Annotated in this window: 17 protein-coding genes and 2 pseudogenes; 9 read left to right on the top strand and 10 right to left on the bottom strand. The window is 71.2% G+C overall.

Annotated elements, in window-relative coordinates:
• Nucleotides 1-807, top strand: a complete 807-nt coding sequence (locus ABT114_RS12415; RefSeq protein ID WP_502988310.1) for an ABC transporter permease — start codon at nucleotides 1-3, stop codon at nucleotides 805-807.
• 149 nt (nucleotides 808-956) lie between these two features.
• Here ABT114_RS12415 and ABT114_RS12410 read toward each other — a convergent pair whose 3' ends face one another.
• Nucleotides 957-1,643 carry a TetR/AcrR family transcriptional regulator gene (locus ABT114_RS12410; protein WP_351141501.1) on the bottom strand — a complete coding sequence of 229 codons (687 nt, stop codon included), beginning with the start codon at nucleotides 1,641-1,643 and terminating at the stop codon, nucleotides 957-959.
• Nucleotides 1,644-1,755: 112 nt separating this feature from the next.
• On the opposite strand from ABT114_RS12410, the gene ABT114_RS12405 reads away from it, so the two are divergent.
• Genes ABT114_RS12405 through ABT114_RS12395 form a run of 3 tightly spaced genes read left to right on the top strand, consistent with a single transcriptional unit; the run spans nucleotide 1,756 to nucleotide 4,436 of the window.
• Complete coding sequence (locus tag ABT114_RS12405; RefSeq protein ID WP_351141499.1) at nucleotides 1,756-2,382, top strand: NADPH-dependent FMN reductase; 627 nt, start codon at nucleotides 1,756-1,758, stop codon at nucleotides 2,380-2,382.
• 13 nt (nucleotides 2,383-2,395) lie between these two features.
• Nucleotides 2,396-3,865 (top strand): DHA2 family efflux MFS transporter permease subunit, encoded by a 1,470-nt coding sequence (locus ABT114_RS12400; RefSeq protein WP_351141497.1) that lies wholly within the window; start codon nucleotides 2,396-2,398, stop codon nucleotides 3,863-3,865.
• Entirely contained in the window at nucleotides 3,858-4,436 is a 579-nt protein-coding gene (locus ABT114_RS12395; RefSeq protein WP_351141495.1) for a hypothetical protein, read from the top strand. The genes ABT114_RS12400 and ABT114_RS12395 overlap by 8 nt, the downstream gene beginning before the upstream one ends.
• 12 nt (nucleotides 4,437-4,448) lie before the next feature.
• On the opposite strand, the gene ABT114_RS12390 is transcribed toward ABT114_RS12395, so the two are convergent.
• Nucleotides 4,449-5,774 carry an MFS transporter gene (locus ABT114_RS12390; RefSeq protein ID WP_502988309.1) on the bottom strand — a complete coding sequence of 442 codons (1,326 nt, stop codon included), beginning with the start codon at nucleotides 5,772-5,774 and terminating at the stop codon, nucleotides 4,449-4,451.
• A 297-nt stretch (nucleotides 5,775-6,071) separates the two neighbouring features.
• Between ABT114_RS12390 and ABT114_RS12385 the strand changes: the two genes are divergently transcribed.
• The 3 genes from ABT114_RS12385 to ABT114_RS12375 all read left to right on the top strand — a co-directional run bounded on the left by ABT114_RS12385 (nucleotide 6,072) and on the right by ABT114_RS12375 (nucleotide 8,393).
• On the top strand, nucleotides 6,072-7,394 hold the full coding sequence (locus ABT114_RS12385; RefSeq protein WP_351141493.1) for a jacalin-like lectin: 1,323 nt from the start codon (nucleotides 6,072-6,074) through the stop codon (nucleotides 7,392-7,394).
• A 21-nt stretch (nucleotides 7,395-7,415) separates the two neighbouring features.
• Complete coding sequence (locus tag ABT114_RS12380) at nucleotides 7,416-7,712, top strand: alpha/beta fold hydrolase (protein WP_351141491.1); 297 nt, start codon at nucleotides 7,416-7,418, stop codon at nucleotides 7,710-7,712.
• A gap of 72 nt (nucleotides 7,713-7,784) precedes the next feature.
• The gene (locus tag ABT114_RS12375; RefSeq protein ID WP_351141489.1) at nucleotides 7,785-8,393 is read left to right on the top strand and encodes a TetR/AcrR family transcriptional regulator; all 609 of its coding nucleotides are present in this window, start codon (nucleotides 7,785-7,787) and stop codon (nucleotides 8,391-8,393) included.
• Here the strand turns inward: ABT114_RS12375 and ABT114_RS12370 are convergent.
• Nucleotides 8,390-8,845: an Lrp/AsnC family transcriptional regulator gene (locus tag ABT114_RS12370; RefSeq protein ID WP_351141487.1), complete on the bottom strand. Its 456-nt coding sequence runs from the start codon at nucleotides 8,843-8,845 to the stop codon at nucleotides 8,390-8,392. The two genes, ABT114_RS12375 and ABT114_RS12370, sit on opposite strands and share 4 nt — an antisense overlap.
• Nucleotides 8,846-8,940: 95 nt before the next feature.
• Between ABT114_RS12370 and ABT114_RS12365 the strand changes: the two are divergent.
• Nucleotides 8,941-9,828 (top strand): annotated as a pseudogene (locus ABT114_RS12365) (APC family permease); the annotation flags it as partial.
• 306 nt (nucleotides 9,829-10,134) lie between these two features.
• Here the strand turns inward: ABT114_RS12365 and ABT114_RS12360 are convergent.
• From ABT114_RS12360 to ABT114_RS12340, 5 genes and pseudogenes are all read right to left on the bottom strand, one after another.
• Nucleotides 10,135-10,875: pseudogene (locus ABT114_RS12360) on the bottom strand (isocitrate lyase/PEP mutase family protein); the annotation flags it as partial.
• A complete protein-coding gene (locus ABT114_RS12355; protein ID WP_502988321.1) occupies nucleotides 10,872-11,285 on the bottom strand; it encodes a hypothetical protein in 414 nt (137 codons plus the stop codon). The pseudogene ABT114_RS12360 and the gene ABT114_RS12355, both read right to left, overlap by 4 nt.
• Nucleotides 11,286-11,427: 142 nt before the next feature.
• Complete coding sequence (locus ABT114_RS12350) at nucleotides 11,428-11,796, bottom strand: VOC family protein (protein ID WP_351141483.1); 369 nt, start codon at nucleotides 11,794-11,796, stop codon at nucleotides 11,428-11,430.
• 251 nt (nucleotides 11,797-12,047) lie between these two features.
• On the bottom strand, nucleotides 12,048-13,739 hold the full coding sequence (locus tag ABT114_RS12345) for a DUF2264 domain-containing protein (RefSeq protein ID WP_351141481.1): 1,692 nt from the start codon (nucleotides 13,737-13,739) through the stop codon (nucleotides 12,048-12,050).
• Nucleotides 13,740-13,817: 78 nt separating this feature from the next.
• The gene (locus ABT114_RS12340; protein WP_351141479.1) at nucleotides 13,818-14,861 is read right to left on the bottom strand and encodes a rhamnogalacturonan acetylesterase; all 1,044 of its coding nucleotides are present in this window, start codon (nucleotides 14,859-14,861) and stop codon (nucleotides 13,818-13,820) included.
• 193 nt (nucleotides 14,862-15,054) lie between these two features.
• On the opposite strand from ABT114_RS12340, the gene ABT114_RS12335 reads away from it, so the two are divergent.
• Nucleotides 15,055-16,731 (top strand): rhamnogalacturonan lyase B N-terminal domain-containing protein, encoded by a 1,677-nt coding sequence (locus tag ABT114_RS12335; RefSeq protein WP_351141477.1) that lies wholly within the window; start codon nucleotides 15,055-15,057, stop codon nucleotides 16,729-16,731.
• Nucleotides 16,732-16,738: 7 nt separating this feature from the next.
• Here ABT114_RS12335 and ABT114_RS12330 read toward each other — a convergent pair whose 3' ends face one another.
• Together ABT114_RS12330 and ABT114_RS12325 are read right to left on the bottom strand one after the other, a co-directional pair.
• Entirely contained in the window at nucleotides 16,739-18,148 is a 1,410-nt protein-coding gene (locus ABT114_RS12330; RefSeq protein WP_351141475.1) for an RICIN domain-containing protein, read from the bottom strand.
• A 1-nt stretch (nucleotide 18,149) separates the two neighbouring features.
• The gene (locus ABT114_RS12325) at nucleotides 18,150-19,241 is read right to left on the bottom strand and encodes a glycoside hydrolase family 43 protein (protein ID WP_351141473.1); all 1,092 of its coding nucleotides are present in this window, start codon (nucleotides 19,239-19,241) and stop codon (nucleotides 18,150-18,152) included.
• Nucleotides 19,242-19,382: the final 141 nt, after the last annotated feature.

The following is a 19,382-nucleotide window of genomic DNA, read 5'->3' as shown; positions in this document are numbered from 1 at the left end:
GTGTCGCTGAAGGCTGTGCGCATCGTGTGGCGCATCACGCTGCTCAACATCCGTGCCGCGATGGAGTACCGCGTCGAGTTCCTGCTGAACATCGCCATCGGCGCGATCTGGCAGGTGTCGGTGATCGTGTTCGCGACGGTGCTGCTGGCCCGGTTCGCCGGGATGGGCGGCTGGGACAGCTCCGACGTGCTGATGATCCCGGCGACGCGGATGCTCGCGCACGGGTTGTTCGTGCTGGTGCTGGGGCGCCTGCACTTCATCGGCCGACAGGTCCAGGAAGGGATGATCGATGTCTACCTGGTCCGCCCGCTGCCGGTGCACCGGCAGGTCCAGCTCGCCTACTTCCCGACCAACGCGATCGGTGACCTGACGGTCGCGGCCGGTCTGATGGTGGGCGCGCTCAGCCGCAGCCGCCTGGAGTGGAACGCGGGCCAGATCTCGTACCTGATCGCCGCGGTCGTCGGCGGCATGCTGCTGGAGGCCGCGCTGTTCTGCGTGGTGGCCTGCGCGACCCTGCGTTTCCCCGCCGCCGACTACTGGGGCCGCTGGCTGGAGGAACTCCTCGGCACCTTCGGCAGCTACCCGCTGAACGTGCTGCCGAAGGCGGTGGGCGGCTTGCTGACCTTCGGGCTTCCGCTCGCGTTCATCGCGTACTTCCCGGCCGCCGTCCTCACGGGCCACGGCCACGACACCGGCGTCCCGTACTGGCTGGCGGCGATCTCACCGCTGTTGGGCGTGCTGGCGTATCTCGCCTCGCGGCTGCTGTGGCGGCGGAGCCTGCGCCACTACGCGGGTGTGAACGGATGACGCACGCCGACGCCTCCGTCTCCGGCTTACGGCCCCGGCTCGCGGTCAGCCTCGTCTTCGCCGTCCTCGGCGCCACCCAGGGCGGCTGAATGACCCGGATCCCCGCGGATCCGGGGCCAGGTCGGGGCGAGTACCGCCCAGTGGAAGCCTCAGCCGGCCCGGTACGCCCGCAGGAACGCCGCGACACCACCCGTGATCAGGCGGTCGGTCTCCTCCTTCGCCAGCGGGAGGACGCCGTAGTGGGAGGTCTGCACGATCGCGTGTGAGGTCAGGGCCATGAAGTGGCCGCCCGCCAGGGCCGCGTCGCCGTGGACGTCGATGAGGTCGGCGTCCGCGAGGCCCGTCATGGCGTCGGCGAGCGCGCGGCCGACCGGCGCCGGCCCCGCGTCGTGCCACGCCTCCAGCACCTCGGGCGGCACGTGGTCGGCCTCGGCGTGGATGTGGCGGACGAGCGCGAAGTGGTTCGGGTACTCGCTCATGAGGCCGACGAAGGCGCGGGCGAGGGCGACGAGGTCGCGTTCCAGATCGTCCGGGCGGGGCGGGCGTGCGGGGTCCAGGAGGGCCTGGATCCGGGCGATCTGGGCGTCCTTCACCTCGCTCGAGGTCCAGGTGACGACCGTACGGAAGAGCTCGGCCTTGCCGCCCGGGAAGTGGTTGTAGAGCGTGCGCGTCGAGACGCCGGCCGCGGCGGCGAGCGCGTCGACGGAGGCGCGCGCGTAGCCCTCGTGACCGAAGACCGTGCAGGCCGCGCTCGCCATGGCCATCTGCTTCTCGAGCTTCCGGGGCGGGATCTCGCGCCGCGCCTGCTCCACCCGGGCGTCATTGCTGCTGCCCACACTCGCCTCCTCAAGACTTACAACGAGCGTTGTAATTTTCACAACGCACGTTGTACTTTACCGGAGGGCAGGCCGCACCGGGCGGCCGACCCGCTCACGAGGGGACATCACCATGCCTGCCACCCAGTTCGAAGCCGGAGCCGGAACCGAGGGCGCACCGCTGCGCGTCGCCGTCGTCGTCGGCAGTGTCCGCGAGGGCCGTGCGGGCCGGTCCGTCGCCGACTGGTTCCTGGACGTCGCGGCCGCCGACGACGGCCTGGAACTGGACGTCATCGACCTCGCGGACGTCCGGCTGCCGCTGGTCATGCCCGGCTGGGGCGGCACACCGAGCCCGGAGGCCGTCGCCGCGCTGCGGGACGTCACGCCGCGGCTGGCCGACGCCGACGCCTTCGTCGTCGTCACCCCCGAGTACAACCACAGCTTCCCCGCCGCCCTGAAGAACCTCATCGACTGGCACCACGGGCAGTGGCACGCCAAGCCGGTCGGCTTCGTCTCCTACGGCGGACTCTCCGGAGGCCTGCGCGCCGTCGAGCAACTCCGGCTCGTTTTCGCGGAGTTGCACGCCATGACGGTGCGGGACTCGGTCAGCCTGCACGGGCCGTGGTCGGGCCTCGGCGAGGACGGCGTACCGCGCGACACGGCCGTGTGCGAGGGCGCGGCGAAGGGCATGCTGGGGCAGCTGTCCTGGTGGGGGCGGGCCCTGCGGACGGCACGCGCGACCCGGCCCTACGCGGGCTGAGGGGGCGCGGAAGATGACATCGGCACGGGCAGCGGCCGACGAGGAGACCGAGGCGCCGTGGGATCCGGCCCGGCTTTCCTCGCCCTCGGCGCTCAACCGCACCATCGCCGTAGTGATCACCGGCTCGGTGATGTCCGTACTCGACATGACGATCGTCAACGTCGCGCTGCGCAGCCTCTCCGACGCGTTCCACGCCCCGCTGGAGACCATCCAGTGGACCGTGACCGCATACACGCTCGCGCTCGCCGCCGTCATCCCGACGGCGGCGTGGGTGATGGCCCGCATCGGCGCCAAGCGCGCCTACCTGACCGCCCTCGTCCTGTTCACCCTGGGGTCGCTGCTCGCCGCGTGCGCCTGGGACGCGGGCAGTCTCATCGCGTTCCGCGTGGTGCAGGGGCTCGGCGGCGGGCTGCTCATGCCGGTCGGCATGACGATGGTGATGCGCATCGCGGACCCCGCGCGGATGGGGCGAGCCATGGCCCTGTTCGGGCTGCCCGTGCTGGTCGGGCCGGTGGCCGGACCGGTGCTGGGCGGCTGGCTGCTCGACGCCGCGTCCTGGCACTGGATCTTCCTCGTCAACCTGCCGGTGGGGGCGGTGGCGCTGGTGCTCGCGGCGAGGCTGCTGACGCGCGACGCGCCGGGCGAGGCGCGGTCGGCACAGTCACCGCCGCCGCCCGGGCTGGACGTGCCGGGCCTGCTGATGCTCTCGCCGGGCCTGGCGCTGCTGCTGTTCGGGCTGGCGCGCGCCGGGGAGCACGGCGACTTCGCGGGAGCCGACGCGCTCGCCCCCACCCTGGCCGGCGTCGCACTCGTCGCCGCCTTCGTGAGGCGCGCCCTCACAGCCTCCGGGCCGCTGCTCGACCTGCGTCTGCTGCGCGACCGCACCTTCGCCGCCGGCATCGGCACCCTCGCGCTGTTCACCTGCGGCTACTTCGGGTCGATGCTGCTCGGGCCGGTGTACTGGCAGCAGGAGCGCGGTCTGAGCGCCACGGCGACGGGACTCCTGGGTGCGCCGGTCGGACTCGCCGTCGGCGCGACGATGCAACTCGCCGCCCGCCGGATCGACCGGGTCTCACCGCGCCCCCTGATCCAGGCCGGCATCGTGGTGGGGTCGCTGGGCATGGCACTGACGGCCCTCCAGATCGGCACGGAGGGCGTGGCGCCGTGGCGGCTGGTCGCCTCGTCGATGGTGATGGGCGTCGGCGCCGGAACCGTCCTGATGCCGACGATGACCACCGCGACCCGCGATCTCCCGAAGTCCCGCATGGCCGCGGCCGGCACCGCCCTCAGCATCAGCCAGCAGCTGTGCGCATCGGTCGGCACCGTCCTCACCTCCGTGATCCTGGGCTCGGCCGGCCCGGACCCGACGTCCTTCCGCGCCCCGTACGCGGCCGCGGCGACCTCACTCGCCCTGGCCCTGCTGCCGGCGACACTGCTTCCGGGACGGCGACGGGCGCCCCGCTACCCTCGCCCCGGTGACTGACGAACGTACGAAGGCATACGCCGCCGAAGCCGCCGTATGGACCCGGCTCGCCGGACTGCTCCCGGCATCCGAGGACGTCGACGAGGTTCAGGGCTGCTGGGACATCGGGGAGCAGGAGGGCGGGCTCGACGTCCTGGTGGGCCGGTTGCTCGAACTGGGTCTGCGTGTAGGCGAGTCGACGCGGGCCGAGATCGCTGTGATGGCCGAGCAGTGGGGCGTGTGGGACCGGCTCGCGGCGCGGATCGTGGCGTGTCCGCCGGATCCCGAACAGCTCGCGGTGTTGCGGGTGTTCGAGGACGGGGCCAAGGAACCGACGGCCGTGCGGGATGTGCTGCCGGAGCATCCGTCGGCGGATGTCGCGCTCGTGCCGTGGATCACCTGTGTGCGGTGCGGCCGGGTGCTCGCGCGGGCGCACGGGCGGGAGCCGTGGGGAGACCTCTCGTATCAGGCGGAGGCGTACGTCGTGTTCGCCGCCGGGGGCGGATTCGCCCCGCGGGTGTTCGACCGGGAAGAGCCCGGCGCCGTCTGGGCGGCGCTGGCCGCACTGCGCGGGGCAGGTGCGTGCGGGTGAGTGAGGCCCCGGTCAGTGTCTGCCCGATCCGCGGATCGGTGTGAACAGCGCGGCGACCGCGACCAGGACGCAGCACGCGCCGGCGACGAGGCCGACCGGCGCGGTGCCCCGCCGTTCCGCCGCCCAGGTGAGGACGACCGCGCCGGCCGGGGCCGCCGCGTAGTGGAGGGTCCAGAAGGCGGAGGTGACCCGGCCCAGCAGGTGTTCCGGGGTCACCTCCTGGCGCAGGGTCATGGAGCTGGTGCCCGCCACGGCCACACAGGCCAGGAAGACCGCGCTCAGGACCGCGACGACCGGCACGTCCCGCGCCCAGCCCAGCCCGGCGAACGCGAGCCCGCACACCGCGACCGCGCCGGTCCAGGTCACGCCGAAACCGAACCGGCGGCGGACCCGGGCCACCAGCAGGGAGCCGGCGATCGTGCCGAGCGCACCGGCGGCCATGACGCTGCCGACGGTGCCGTCGTCGTGCCGGAGGTCGTGCTTGAGGTGGTAGATGACCAGGTCGGTCAGGCCGAGGGTGAGGAAGCTGAAGACGAAGAGGAGGGCGGTCAGGGTGCGGAGCACCGGGTGCCGGTACAGGAAGGACACCCCGGCACGCAGGTCCCGCCACAGCCCGGGACGCGCCGCCGACCGGTCATCACCGGCCCCGGCCCGCCCCCGGAACCGTACGAAGACCATGCAGGCGGCCGACACCCCGAAGCTGGCCGCGTCCACGCCGACGGCGGCCGCCGGGCCGGTCCAGGCGGCCACCAACCCCGCGCACAGCGGCCCCAGCACACCGGCCGCGGCGGCGGTCACGTTCAGTCGTCCGTTGGCCTCCGTCAGCTGCGAGGTGCCGACCAGGCTCCGGACGACGGTGACGTAGCCGACGGCGAAGAGCATGCCGACGGCCTCGCACAGCGGCAGGATGGCGTACAGCAGCCAGATCCGCGGGCCGTACAGCCACACCAGCGGGATCACCGCGTACAGCCCCATGCGTACGAGGTCGCAGGCGATGAGCAGCCTGCGGCGGTCGACCCGGTCCACCACCGCCCCGGCGAACAGCGCCGCCAGCACCGAGGCCGCCCCGCCCACCGCCGTGAGCAGCCCCATCCGCGCGACGGAACCCGTGGCCTGGAGCACCAGCAGGGGCAGCGCGATCAGGGCGAAGGAGTCACCGAGGACGGAGAGGGTCTGCGCGGCCCAGAAGATCCCGAAGTCCCGCTGCCGCCACAGGGGGCGCTCGGTGGGGGGCGGTGGTTCGGATGGTGGTGCGGATGGTGCCGGTGTGCCCTCCGGTGTGCCGTCGGGCGTACGGCTGCCGGGCTCTCCGTCCTCACGTCGCGCGTCGTACGTCAACCGGGCCCCCGTGACTCGAAAACTCCGGCAACCATACGTCCCCCGGCGGCCGCTCCGGGGGTCCGGCGCATGTGGGGGCGGCGCTCGGGGAACTGGACGCGCCGTAACGTCCGCGCCGTGCCCGTCCAAAGCGACGCGGGAAGAAGTGATCGGCGCACAACCGAACAGCGCGGATGTGAACAGCGCGACTTTCACTGTTTCCCCAACAGCCCTTGTCGGTCACACTGGTTGGCCGCACGCTGAGCACCGTTGATCTTCCGCCCCCTCCCCTCTCCCTCCGACCGGAGACACCCCCCCATGAGAAGACTCATCGGCACCCTCGCGGCCGCCGCGCTGGCTTTCACCGGCCTGGCCGCCACCACTGGTGCGACGCCCGCAGCGGCCGCTACCACCGGCACCTTCAACGTCCTCACCTACAACGTCGCGGGCCTGCCCGAGGGCCTGAGCTCCGGCAACCCGGCGACCAACACCCCGCTGATATCGCCGCGGCTCGCCGCGTACGACATCGTCAACGTCCAGGAGGACTTCAATTACCACGCGGCGCTGTACGCGGGCGACAACCACGCGTACCGCACGGCGACGAGCGGCGGGGCAGGCATAGGCGACGGCCTCAACACCCTCTCCGACTACCCCTTCGAGGACTTCGAGCGGGTGAAGTGGAACGACTGCACCGGCACGAACTGCCTGACCCCGAAGGGCTTCACGCTCGCCCGGGTACGCCTCGCCGAGGGTGTCTTCGTCGACCTCTACAACGTTCACACCAACGCGGACGACACGGACGACGCGCTGGCCGCCCGACGCGCCAACGTCGAGCAGCTCTCCGACTTCATCCAGGCGAACTCCGCGGGCAACGCGGTGATCGTGATGGGCGACACGAACACGCGGTACACGCGCACCGGCGACAACATCCGCACGCTGGCCGACGAGAACGGTCTGACGGACGCGTGGGTGAAGCTGGTGAAGGGCGGTACGCGGCCGACGCAGGGCGCGGAGCCGCTGCTGTGCCCGACGACGGCACCGACCAATGACTGCGAAGTCGTGGACAAGATCTTCTACCGGGGCAGCAAGCTGCTGACCCTGAACGCGACCCGCTACAACAACGAGTGGGCGTCCTTCCTGGACTCCTCGGGCGGCAACCTCTCCGACCACTTCCCGCACACGGTCGACTTCTCCTACACGCTCAACTCCACCTTGCAGGCGAGCGACTTCTTCGGCGGACCGCACGGCACGGCCTTCAACGACGCCGACGACCTGCCGTCCGCGCTCTCCCCGCGCACGCTGACCCTGCGCGCCGGCGCCCGTCTGGACGCGGTGTCGCTGACGCACGACGCCGGGACGACGCTGACCCACGGCGGCACGGGCGGCACGGCGACGTCCCTGACCCTGGCGTCCGGCGAACACCTCACGTCAGTGAAGCTGACGGAGGGGCAGAAGGACGGCTGGACCCGGATCTTCTCGGCCGCGTTCACCACGGACAAGGGCCGCACTCTGTCCGCCGGTACGGCCACGACCGACACGAAGACCTTCACGGCCCCGTCCGGCCGGCAGATCGTCGGCTTCACGGGCCGCGCGGGCGACGAGATCGACAAGCTGGGCGTGCTGTACGCGCCGATCGGCTGATCCCTGAGGAGTGCACAGCTCATGGCCGACACCGTACGGCTCGCGTACCGGGAGTCGGGCGACCCCGAAGCCCCGCCGCTCGTCCTCCTGCACGGGCTCACCTCGGACGGCACGGCCTGGGACGCGTACGTCACGGCACCGACGATGGTGGTCGCGGGCGGCCCCGAGAGCCGGCTCCCCCAGGACGAGATCGCCGCGATGGCCGCCCGTTTCCCCGCCGGCCGGCTCGTCACGATCCCGGCGGGCCACCTCGTACACACCACGCGCCCGGGGGAGTTCTGCGCGGCCGTCGAGGAGTTCCTCGAAGCGCTGCCCTGACGGATGACTGCATACACTGGGCTCCAACCTAGACACTCTAGGTTGGAGCCTGGTGATACGGAGGCAGTCCACATGGCCCGTGCCGGCCTCACGACCGACCGGGTCGTCGCAGCCGCCGCCGACCTCGCCGACGAGGCCGGCTTCGAGAACGTCACCGTGTCCGCGCTGGCCCGGCACTTCGGGGTGAAGGACGCGAGCCTGTACTCGCACATCAGGAACCTCCAGGACCTGCGGACCCGGCTCGCGCTGTTCGCGGGCGGCGAGCTGGTCGACCGGATCGCGGTGGCTGTGGCCGGGCGCGCAGGCAAGGACGCGCTGGTCGCCTTCGCCGGCGCCTACCGGGCGTACGCCCTCCAGCACCCGGGCCGGTACGCGGCCACCCAGATCCGCATCGACCAGTCCCTCGTCGCCGACTCCCCCGCCTTCCACCGCACCGCCGAGATCACCTACGGCATGCTCCGCGCCTACGGCCTCGACGAACCCGACCTCACCGACGCCGTACGCCTGCTGCGCAGCACCTTCCACGGCTACTGCGCCCTGGAGGCCGGCGGAGGCTTCGGCGCCCCTCGTGACGTACAGAAGTCATGGGACCGCGCCGTCGACGCCCTGCACGTGGCGCTGGAGCACTGGCCCCGCGAGGAGAACAACGACGTCACCTACGACCCCCCGAGCAGGTCCTAGTCGAGACGGCTGGTCACCGGATTGCTGACGTGCTGATAGATCACCGCGCTGCGGAAGTTGACGACCTCGCGGCGCTTGCTGAAGCGGTCCAGCAGGAAGCCGTGCAGGTGGTCGACGTCGGGCACGGCCACATGGACCAGGAAGTCGTCGCTCCCGGCGACGACGAACACCGACAGCACCTCCGGGAGCGAGGCGACGTACGCCTTGAACCCCTCGATGACCTCCCGGCTGAGTGGCCGCACGGTCACTGACAGCAGGGCCTGCACGTTGCGGTTGAGGGCGCGCAGGTCGACGGCGGCGTGGTAGCCGGTGATCACACCGCGGTTGCGCAGGTTCCGTACGCGTTCCAGGCAGGTGGACGGTGCGATGCCGAGCGTGCGGGCCAACTCGCGGTTGGTCAGCCGTGCGTCACGCTGAAGGTGCTCGACGATCGCCGAATCAAGTTCGTCCATGACCGGCAGTCTGCCTCGGATTCCGAAGGGAATTCGGTGGATCGACCAAGGACCGGTCCACCCGCCTACGTTCGCCGCGACATACCGAACGACGGGTGAGGAGTTGCGCGGTGAAGGGTGAGCAGTGCGGGCGTACGGGGATCGGGCTCGGGACCGGGGTGGCCCTGTCCGTCGGGGCGGTGCTGGGACCGGGGGTGCTGGCGCTGCCGTCCGCGGCCGCCGCCGCGGCCGGTCCGGCGTCCGTGCTGGCCTGGGCCGGGCTGATCGGGATGAGCCTGCCGGTGGCCCTGGTGTTCGCGGCGCTCGGGGCCCGGTACCCCGGCGGGGGTGGCGTCTCGGCGTTCGTCCGGCGGGCCTTCGGGACACGGGCGGCCGTACCGGTGGGCTGGTGGTTCTACTGGGCCGTGCCGCTGGGCGTACCTGCCGCCGCGCTGATCGGCGGGGAGTACGTGGCGCAGGCGGCGGGCGGGGGGCGGGGGGCCGCGCCGCTGGTGGCCGCCGTGGTCATGGCTCTCGCGGTCGGCGCGAACCTCGTCGGACTGCGGACGTCGGGCCGACTGCAGCTGCTGCTCGTCGGCCTGCTCGCGCTGCTGCTGTGCCTGACCGTCACGGCCTCGGCCGGCGAGCTGAGGGCCGCGCACTTCTCGCCGTTCCTGCCGCACGGCTGGGCCTCGGTCGGCTCGGCGGCGGGCGTGCTGTTCTTCGCGTTCGCGGGATGGGAGGCGATCACCCATCTCTCCGGCGAGTTCGCGGCGCCGCGCCGCGACCTGCCCCGGGTCACACTGGCGGCCTGGGCGGTCGTGTCCTGTCTGTACGTCGGGCTCGCCGTGACGGTCGTCGGCGTGCTCGGCGCCCGGGCCGGGACGACGTCGACACCGCTCACGCTCCTCCTGGAGCACGGCATCGGCCCGTACGCCCGCCCGGTGGCCGCCGCAGCGGCCCTGCTGCTGACCTTCGGCGCCGTGAACGCCTACCTCGCCGGCGGCGCGCGGCTGGGTGCCACGCTGGTGCCGCGCGCGACGGTACGGCAGAGCCTGCTGGTGCTCGCCGGGGCGTGCGCGGGCGTGACGTGCGCGGCCGGGTACGGCGTGCTCGAAGTGGCGGTGCTACTGCGGGCTACCTCTGCCTGCCTGGCGGCGGTCACGCTCGCCGGGCTGGCTGCGGCGGTCGTCCTGCTGCCCGGACGCAGACTCGCGGCGCTCGGCGGGAGCGCGCTGGTGGCCGTCGTCCTGCTCTTCTGCGGGGTGTACGCGCTGGTGCCGGCGGTCCTGGGCGCCGGCGCACTGGCCACCGAGCGCCTGTACGTCGTCATACGTCGGCGCCGCACCCCGTGGCGTGCGGCCGGCCGCGATGTCCGCGACCGTCTCCAGGGCGGCACCCAGCGCCCGCCGGTACAGCAGCGAGCCGAGGCTGATCCGACGTACGCCGAGGCCGGCGAGGTGGGCGACGGTGGGACCGGTGGGTGAGTAGAGGATGTTGAGGGGGACGTCGAGAGCACGCACCAGCTCGGTGATCCAGCGTGGATCAGTGAGGCCGGGCACGAACACGCCGTCCGCGCCCGCCTGTTGGTAGGCGTCCAGGCGCGCGATCGTCCCCGCGCCGTCACCCGACCAGTACGTGTCCGTGCGCGCGTTGACGAAGAGTCCCGGAGCGGCCCTCTTCACCGCGGCGATCTTCGCGGCGTGCAGGTCGGCAGGGCCCAGCCCGTCCTCCAGATTGATGCCGACCGCGCCGAGCACCGACAGCTCGCGCGCGAACTCCGCGACCTCGTCCGGGTCCTCACTGAATCCGCCCTCCGCGTCGACCGACAGCAGGAACGGCTCCGAACCGAGAGCGAGGGCGAGCCACAGGGTCTCCTCGCGGGTTGCCGCGGCACCGTCGGGCAGCCCGGCGGCAGCGGCGACACCCAGGCTCGTCGTACCGATCGCCGGGAAGCCCCGGGCGGCCAGGGCCAGCGCGGAGGCGTGGTCCCAGGCATTGGGCAGGAAGAGGGGCTCGTCGGTGTGGTGCAGCGCGGCGAAGGGGGTCATGAGAGATCGCCCACGGCGTCGGCGTAGTACGTCGATTCCTCGAGGTGCAGGGCGAGCTCACGGAAGCTCCAGCCCTCGCCGGGCGAGGTGTCGAGCTGTTCGTCGGTCAGGGCGTCCAGGCGGTTGGCCCAGATCCGGGCGAGCCGCACGAGACGGCTGCGGGCCTCGTCCAGATCCTCCTGGGTGAAGGGGGCGAAGTCCGCCTCGGTGGTGCTGGCCGAGGCGTGCCAGTGGTCGGGCCGGGGCCGCTCGCCGACCAGCCTGGCCTCCATCTCCGCCAAGTGGTCGACGAGGTGGTCGGCGACCCGGCGGATCGCCTTGTGCGGGGTGTAGACGCGGTCGTCCGCGTGGGCGGGTTTGCCGTCCCAGGCGGTCCAGGTGGAGGCGAGGGCCAGCACATGATCCACCATGCCGGTGACGGCCTGAGCGGGTGTCTTCTGCGAGTGCGAGCTGTCAGTCACACCTGCACGCTAGGCGCGCATCACTTCGGCCTCGGCCGAAGTGTCGCGGGCGGCACGGGCAGGCCTGGCCGAAGAAGGCCGCCCCGGCACTTCAGTTTCCGCGCTCCCCCGCACTCCGCTCCACGCAGAACTCGTTCCCCTCCGGGTCGGCCAGCGTCGCCCACCCCGTGCCGTCCTCTTTCCTGTGGTCGTCGACCAGCTTCGCGCCCAGCCCGAGCAGCCGCTCGACCTCCTCGTCGCGGGTGCGGTCCTGCGGCTGGAGGTCCAGGTGGACGCGGTTCTTGACGGTCTTGGCCTCGGGCACGGTGACGAAGAGCAGGCCCGCGCCCTCGATCAGCGCCTCCGGGTCGCCGGGGTGGTCGTCGTCGTGCAGGGGCTGGTCCAGGACCTGGGACCAGAAGCTGCCGAGGGCGTAGGCGTCGGCGCAGTCGATGGTCACGTGGCGAATCGCGGAAGTCATACGAGGGATTCTTGGGCACGTCCGTGAAACGGGGCAACGGGTTTCGGCGACCCCTCGCCGCCCGGCGGCAACCAAGGGGCATGACATCTGCACGACGTACGACAGGTCACCGTCGTACACGACAGCCCTCACCCTCAAGGCTGCTCAGCGCAGCCGCTCGACCATCCGGCGCATGACCTCGACGGGCAGCGCCGGATCCCGGGCGGCCGCCTCCGCGGTGTCGGTGTCCCGGAGCCGGCAGGTGGGACCCGTCAGTCTCGTACGGTGACCTCGACTCCGCTCTCGTCCACCCGGATCCGCGCCCCGGACCCCCCGCTCCAGCGGACGTCCAGCTCCCCTTCCCCCTCGACCCGCACGGACACCGACTCCGCCAGCGGGACCGGTTCCGGCTCGGCGGTCAGTCGGGCCAGCGCGACGAACAGGGTGGCGCTCTCGCCGGTGACGCCGGTGAGCTCGTCGGTGAGTCCGACGGCGGGCAGGAGTTCGGCACGGACGCCGTCCGGCGCCGCCCACCCGGTCACGCGCACCAGGGTGCCGGGTGCCGCCCCCGTCACCAGGTGGGCCCGCACCTCCGCCGCCCCGTGGGCGAGCACGAGGCTCGTCACCCGGGCGCCGGAAGCCGTCGTGTGCCGCGAGGCGGCCCAGCCGTCGCCCACGCCGAGCGGTTCGATGCCCGTACGGCTCGGATCGTCGCCGACGATCACACTGTTGTCGTACGACGCCGAGGGCGCCGTCACGGTCGAGTAGGCGAGGCGCGTGTAGTACGGGTCGTAGCGCACGTCCTCGCTACCGTGGTTGTGGAGCCGGACCAGGCCGTCCGAACTCGTCGACTGCACAAGCCAGTTGGGCGCGGCAATCGACGTCACCGCGTCGGCCCGCTCGGCCGGGCCCGGCTCCTCCGGTGCCGTCCACACCGGGTGGTCCGGGGGCAGGAGCAGCCCGAGGAAGCCCTTACTCGCCCAGTACGGCGACGCGGGGCCCGAATATCCCTGCAGTACACCGGAGTCGGGACCGTGCCAGCCCAGCGTGAGCAGCCCCCGCTCGTCGACCGCGCCCCGGTCGAGGAAGTACTTCAGCGCGCCCGAGGCCAGCCGGCGGGTCTCCCCCGGCGACAGCGGCGTACGGCCCGTCAGCGCGCCCAGCCACAGGGGGACCGTCGTGGCGAAGCGGTACGTCAGGGAGCGGCCCTGGTGCATCGGGGCGCCGTCCGAGCCGAACAGGCGGGCGTAGTCGGTGAGATGGCGTTCAAGGCGGCCTCCGTACAACTCCAGCAGCCGGTCGTCCTTCGCCAGCCACGCGTGCAGCACCGGGTAGAGGTGCATGGCCCAGCCGTTGTAGTAGTCGAACTTGCGTCCGTCGCCGTCGGTGTACCAGCCGCCGCCGACGTACCACTCCTCGATGCGCTCCAGGCCGTGGTCGATCGCCTTGCGGGACGCGTCCGGCTCGTGGCCGATCTCCTGGAGGAATCCGCCGACCGTCACCGGGAACAACTCCCAGTTGCACGGCCAGGCTTCTGCCGTCAGCGCGTCGGCCAGCCAGTCGGCGGCCCGCTGTCGTACGGCGTCGTCCAGGCGGTCCCACAGCAGAGGCCGCGTCAGCCGCAGCGCGAGGGCGATCGAGGCCGCCTCGACAAGGGGCTGGCCGCGGTCCTCGATCCGGGGCCAGACGCCGCCGACGCCCGCCGCGAGTCCCTCGGCGTAGCGCCCGAGCGCGGTCTCGTCCCGGCGGAAGGCCGCCAGCAGCAGCGTACGGGCGTAGCCCTCCAGCCCGTCGGAGAGGCGGCCCGACCAGCTCTCGTGGTCACCGGGGAGGTGGTAGAGGGCGCGGTCCTCGGTGGCGTACGGCTCCACCGCGGCGAGCAGGGCGTCGGCCGCCGCCTCCCAGTGGGCGCGGGTGTAGCCGGTGCGGGGGCCGGCGGTACGGTCGGGCGGGGGCAGATGCATGAGTGGTGTCTTTCGTTCAGGCAGGGGCCTGGGGCGCCCCGGTTCCGGTCGAGACGCCCCAGGAGTTTCACCGGTTGCTCATCCCATCCGGACTTTGCCCTTCGGCACCAGATGCTGGGCGACGAGTTCGTCGCGGACCAGGCCCGCGTACACCGTGGCGCCGTGCGCGGAGGTGTGGGTGTTGTCCCGTTTCTCGTTGTAGAGATAAATCGCCTTGGAGCCCTCGACGCCCAGGGACTCCACCAGCGCCTTCGTCTTCGCCGTGAGGTCGATCAGCGGGACGTCCTCGGCGGCGGCGACCTCGCGGATGACGGCGGGGTGGTTGACGCCGAGGCCGTTGACCAGCAGGGCCGTGTCGTTGTTCAGCGTGCCGTCGGAGTTGAACCAGCGCCGCACGATGGGCGTGACGAGGACCGGCTGCCCGCCCTTCTCCCGGACGCCCGCCACCAGTGTCTCCAGGTTGGCCCGGTAGGTCGACTCGTCGGTCGTCTTGTCGTTGTGGGCGAGCTGGATCAGGACCAGGTCGCCGGGGCGGATCAGCGGCTGGACGGTGGCCCAGAGCTGCGGGTTCTGGAGGTAGGTGACCGTGCTCTCCCCCGAGTCCGCGTAGTTGGCGACGGAGACGCCCTTGCGCAGGTACTGCGGGAGCTGCTGGCCCCAGCCGGAGTAGGGGTCGCCGGGCTGGTCGCAGACGGTGGAGTCGCCGACCAGGAAGATCTGGCGGGCGTGGGTGGCCGGGGTGACCCTGATGTCGGCCAGCGCGGGCGCCGCGCCGCCGATCGCCAGGTCCAGGCCGGGAGTCCCCTCGACCCCCGTCGGCTCGCCCTCCGGCGTGCGGACGTTCACCGTGAAGCTGCGGGCGACGTGCTCGCCGGCAGCCGCGGCGGTCTCCGGCAGGAGGGAGCGGCGGGTCTCGCCGTTGATGCTCGTGCTCGACTCCGCGTCGCCGCCGAGGAGCACCTGCACGTCGTACGTGCCGGGCGGGACGTCGAAGTGGCACGCGGTGGCCGTGCAGTCGTCGATGCCGAGCGGCCGCTGCCCGTCCTGCGCCTGGGCGGGCGCGACGGACAGGGTGGCGGTCAGCGTCAGCGCCGCCAACACGGCGATATTGAAACGTCTCACTTGCGGCTCCTCCGTCACGGCGACAAGGCCTGGCGGCTGGACCGTACCGCTCTCGGCAAGCGCTTTCTAGTCCTTGTGTCGATTTCACGAGATTGCCAACTCGGAGCGCGTGAAAGCCCTTTCGCGAAATCGATTCAACTGTCACTCTCACAGACACCCGCACCCCCCCACACCTCCCGAAGGAGGCCCCCCCATGTCCGGATCCGTGAACAGACCGGTCCGACGCCGTACCTTCGTGCTCGGCACCGCGGCCGCCGCCGGTTCGGCCGCCCTCGCCGGTCCCCTGGCCACCACCGCATCGGCGGCAAGCTTCGGCTGGAGCGACGACGGCTCCAACTACGTCGTCAACACCGGCGCCAACCTCGTCTTCAAGGTCAGCAAGACCAACGGCGACCTGACCTCGCTCGTCTACCGCGGCACCGAGTACCAGGGCTACGGCGGCAAAAACTCGCACGTCGAGTCCGGCCTGGGCACCTCCAGCGTAACAATCACGCAGTCCGGTACGACGATCCTGATCTCCGTCACGTACGTCACGCTCAAGCACTACTACGCGGCCCGCAGCGGCGAGAACAACGTCTACCTGTGGACCAACAAGGCCGACACGTCGGTCTCGGCAACCCGTTACATCGTGCGCGTCAAGGCGGGCCTGTTCCTCAACGACGAGCCCGACTCCTACACGTACGCGCCCACCACCATCGAGGCCTCGGACGTGTTCGCGAAGTCCGACGGCCAGACCCGCTCCAAGCACTACTCGAAGCTGAGGGTCATCGACTACGACTACATCGGCTGGACCACCGGCAGCGTCGGCCTGTGGATCGTGCGCAGCAACCACGAGAAGGCGTCCGGCGGCCCGTTCTACCGCTCCCTGCTGCGCCACCAGAGCGCGGACGGCGGCGGCCTGTACGAGATCCTGTACTACGGCGAGAACCAGACCGAGGACCAGCGCTTCGGCCTCCAGGGCCCGTACGTCATCGCCTTCACGGACGGCGGCGCCCCCTCCTCGTCGCTGTACCCCGGCACCCTGACCACCTCGTGGGCGGACTCGCTCGGCATCTCCGGGTACGTCGGCGCGAGCGGCCGGGGGAGGGTCGCGGGCGTCGGGATCTCGGGGCGGGACACGGCGTACGCGTACACGGTGGGGCTCGCCAACTCCGCGGCGCAGTACTGGGGTTCGGCCCGTGACTCCGACGGCTGGTTCTCCATCGGCGGTGTGCTGCCGGGGACGTACACCCTGACCGTCTTCAAGGGCGAACTCGCCGTTTACACCACGTCGGTGACGGTGACCGCGGGCGGCACGACCGCCCTCAACACGATCACGGTCCCGTCCTCGAACGACCCGAGCAACGCGAGCGCGATCTGGCGGATCGGTGACTGGAACGGCAGCCCGAGCGGCTTCAAGAACGCCGACCTGATGACGTACGCGCATCCGTCCGACCCCCGGGCCGCTTCCTGGACCGGCAACGTGGTGATCGGCAGCGGCAGCGAGACGTCCGCCTTCCCCTGCTACATCTGGAAGGACGTCAACAGCGGCCTGCTGGTCTACTTCAAGCTGACCGCGGCCCAGGCCGCCGCCGCGCACACCCTGCGCATCGGCGTGACGACGGCGTACGCCAACGGCCGGCCCCAGGTCACCGTCAACTCCTGGACATCGGCGATCCCCTCCCCGCCCACCCAGCCGAGCACCCGGTCGCTGACCGTGGGCTCGTACCGGGGCAACAACGTCACGTTCACCTACAGCGTTCCGGCCAGTGCCTGGCTCACGGACACCAGCCAGTACAACGTGCTGAAGATCGACGTGGTGAGCGGCTCGGGGACGACGTCCTATCTCAGCGCGGGCACGTCGATCGACGCGCTCGACCTGCTGGCCTGATTAGCTGTCATGTTCCGCGTGTCCACTGCTGGTTGGTGGCTCCGTTGCAGGTGTACGTGATGATCGCGGCGGAGTTGGCGGTGGACGCGCCGGACACGTCCAGGCATTCGCCGGTCGTGCGGGCCTTGACGAGGACGTAACTGCCGGAGGCGGTCAGCGACCACTGCTGGGTGGTGGCGCCGGTGCAGTTCTCCTGGGTGACGTTGGTGGCGTTCTCCGTCAGGCAGAGGGAGCTGCCCCGGCCCACCAGCGCGTAGTAGCCGCTGCCCAGGTCCTTGAACCACCACTTCTGGTTGCCGCCGCTGTTGCAGGTGTACTGGCTGATGGCGACACCTTGCCAGAGGGACTGGTTCGCCACGTCGGCGCACTTGGCGCTGTGCCGGGCGATCAGCGTGTTGTACGTGGCGCTCGTGCCGGTGACCGTCCCGGCGGCCGTGTCGACCGTGACCTCCGGGGACCAGGACATGGACAGCGAGGTCGTGGTCGGGAAGGTCAGCGGCAGCCAGACGTAGCGGGAGTCGTTGACGGTGCCGCCGAAGGAGTTGCCCCAGCGGTCGCCCATGTAGAGGTACGACGTGCCCGAAGTCCCCTGGATCGGGAGGACGTACGCGGTCTGCGAGCCGTACGCCGTCGAGTCGCCGACGTTGGCCATCGCGGTCCAGGGGCCGGCGAGGGAGGTCGCGGTGGCGTACTGCTGCTGGTTGGCGCTCCAGCCGGTGGCGCCCGACGTCAGCATGAAGTAGACCCCGTTGCGCTTGAACAGGGCCGGTGCCTCGCGATGGCCGCCCGCCCAGGGGTTGGCGACCAGGCTGTCGATGCCGGTGTAGTCGGCGGTGAGCTTGTAGATGTGCAGGTCGTAGTTCTCGTTGGCGGCCGAGACCATGTAGCCGGTGCCGTCCGCGTCGACGAACGTGGTGATGTCTCGGGACATGTAGGAGCCGAGCGGGCGGAAGCTGCCCTGGTAGGTGTAGGTCCCGTCGACGGTGTCCGAGACGGCGACGGCCGCGCGGGCCTCGCTGTAGTCGGTGCCGTTCTCCTTGTGCATCCACATCACGAACTTGCCGGTGGACGCGTTGTAGATGACCTTGGGCCGCTCGATGTAGGCGGTGGCGAGTTCGGAAGCGCTGGACTGGGTGAGGACGTGGCTGCGGAACTCCCAGTTCTTCAGGTCGCTGGAGCGGTAGGCGTCCACATACCGGAAGGTGTTGTCGGCGTTGCGGTCCTCACCGAACCAGTAGTAGTACGAGCCGACCTTGATGACCCCGCCGCCGTGCGCGTGCAGGGCGGCGCCCGAAGTGTCCGTGAACTGCGTGCCGTTGGCGACCGTCTGGGCCGCCGCCTGGGCGGGTCCGGCGGTCACGAGGGCGCCGGCGAGGGCGCAGCACAGGGCGAGCAGGACGGCGTAGACACGTCTCATCTCACGCACTCTCCTTCACGGTGTCGGCGACGGGAACGCCGAAGTCGGGGGTGCCGTCCGGGTGCCAGCCGAACTTCTGGACACGGGTGTGGCGGTTGGGGTCGTGCAGCGGGTCGCCGGTGATCTCCTTGTACTGGCGGGCGTGGTAGACGAGGACGTCGGTGCGGCCGTCCTCGGCGACGGTGAAGCAGTTGTGGCCGGGCCCGTACTGGCCGGTCGTGTCGTTGCTGGTGAAGACGGGGGTCGGGGACTTGGTCCAGTTCGCCGGGTCCATGAGGTCGCCGGCTGCGTCGGCGGTCAGCAAGCCGACGCAGTAGTGGTAGTCGGTGGCGCTGGCGGAGTAGGTGAGGAAGATCCGGCCGTTGCGCTTGAGGACGTACGGGCCCTCGTTGACCTTGTAGCCGATGGTCTCCCAGTCGTACTCGGGGGTGGACAGCCGGATCTGCGGTCCGGTCAGGGTCCAGGGGTTGGCCATCTCGGAAAGCCAGAGCGCGGTGTTGTTGTCCATGCCGGGCTCGTGCTGGGCCCAGACGAGGTAGCGGGTGCCCCGGTGGGTGAAGGTGGTGGCGTCGAGGGAGAAGGTCTCCCAGGCGGTCTTGATCTGTCCCTTCTCCACCCAGGTGCCCTTGAAGGGGTCGGGGTGGGAGTTCTCCAGGACCCAGATGCGAATCGCCCACACGTCCTCGACGGGCGCGGAGGCGAAGTAGACGTACCACTTGCCGCCGATGCGGTGCAGCTCCGGCGCCCAGATGTGCGCGCCCATGCTGCCGGTGGTGTGGGCCCGCCAGATGACGGACTCGGAGGCGGTGGTGAGGCCGTTCAGGGTGCGGGAGCGGCGCAGGATGATGCGGTCGTACTCGGGCACGGTGGCCGTGAAGTAGTAATGGCCGTCGCTGTGGCGGTGGATGTGCGGGTCGGCGCGCTGGGCGACGAGGGGGTTCACGTACGGGGCCGCCTTCGGGGGCGTGGCGGGCGCCTCGGCGTGGGCGACACCCGGGACTGCGGGGACCGCGGCCAGGGCGCCGGCGGCTGCGGCGCCCTTCAGCAGCAGTCGTCGGTTGGGGACTTGGGGCAGATCGTGATCGCGGCTCATGCGGACTGCCTCTCGGTGGGGGACACACGAGGCTGTTCGATATGGCGAACAGCATTTGTCATTCCGAACGCCGAAAAGGTAAGGGTGTGCTCCGGGGAGGTCAACGGGTCGGACGAGACGGACACGCTCAGCGGAGCGAGC

The sequence above is a fragment of the Streptomyces sp. NPDC002088 genome (assembly GCF_040296605.1).
Taxonomy (GTDB): Bacteria; Actinomycetota; Actinomycetes; order Streptomycetales; family Streptomycetaceae; genus Streptomyces.
Note: the sequence above shows the minus strand (reverse complement) of the source record. Positions and strands in the feature narration are given on the sequence as shown.

Coding starts and splice junctions, on each gene's coding strand:
- ABT114_RS12405 (WP_351141499.1), top strand. CDS start 1,756: ATGCCTGCCACCCAGTTCGAAGCCGGAGCCGGAACCGAGGGCGCACCG.
- ABT114_RS12400 (WP_351141497.1), top strand. CDS start 2,396: ATGACATCGGCACGGGCAGCGGCCGACGAGGAGACCGAGGCGCCGTGG.
- ABT114_RS12385 (WP_351141493.1), top strand. CDS start 6,072: ATGAGAAGACTCATCGGCACCCTCGCGGCCGCCGCGCTGGCTTTCACC.
- ABT114_RS12380 (WP_351141491.1), top strand. CDS start 7,416: ATGGCCGACACCGTACGGCTCGCGTACCGGGAGTCGGGCGACCCCGAA.
- ABT114_RS12375 (WP_351141489.1), top strand. CDS start 7,785: ATGGCCCGTGCCGGCCTCACGACCGACCGGGTCGTCGCAGCCGCCGCC.
- ABT114_RS12370 (WP_351141487.1), bottom strand. CDS start 8,845: ATGGACGAACTTGATTCGGCGATCGTCGAGCACCTTCAGCGTGACGCA.
- ABT114_RS12355 (WP_502988321.1), bottom strand. CDS start 11,285: ATGGTGGATCATGTGCTGGCCCTCGCCTCCACCTGGACCGCCTGGGAC.
- ABT114_RS12350 (WP_351141483.1), bottom strand. CDS start 11,796: ATGACTTCCGCGATTCGCCACGTGACCATCGACTGCGCCGACGCCTAC.
- ABT114_RS12345 (WP_351141481.1), bottom strand. CDS start 13,739: ATGCATCTGCCCCCGCCCGACCGTACCGCCGGCCCCCGCACCGGCTAC.
- ABT114_RS12335 (WP_351141477.1), top strand. CDS start 15,055: ATGTCCGGATCCGTGAACAGACCGGTCCGACGCCGTACCTTCGTGCTC.
- ABT114_RS12330 (WP_351141475.1), bottom strand. CDS start 18,148: ATGAGACGTGTCTACGCCGTCCTGCTCGCCCTGTGCTGCGCCCTCGCC.
- ABT114_RS12325 (WP_351141473.1), bottom strand. CDS start 19,241: ATGAGCCGCGATCACGATCTGCCCCAAGTCCCCAACCGACGACTGCTG.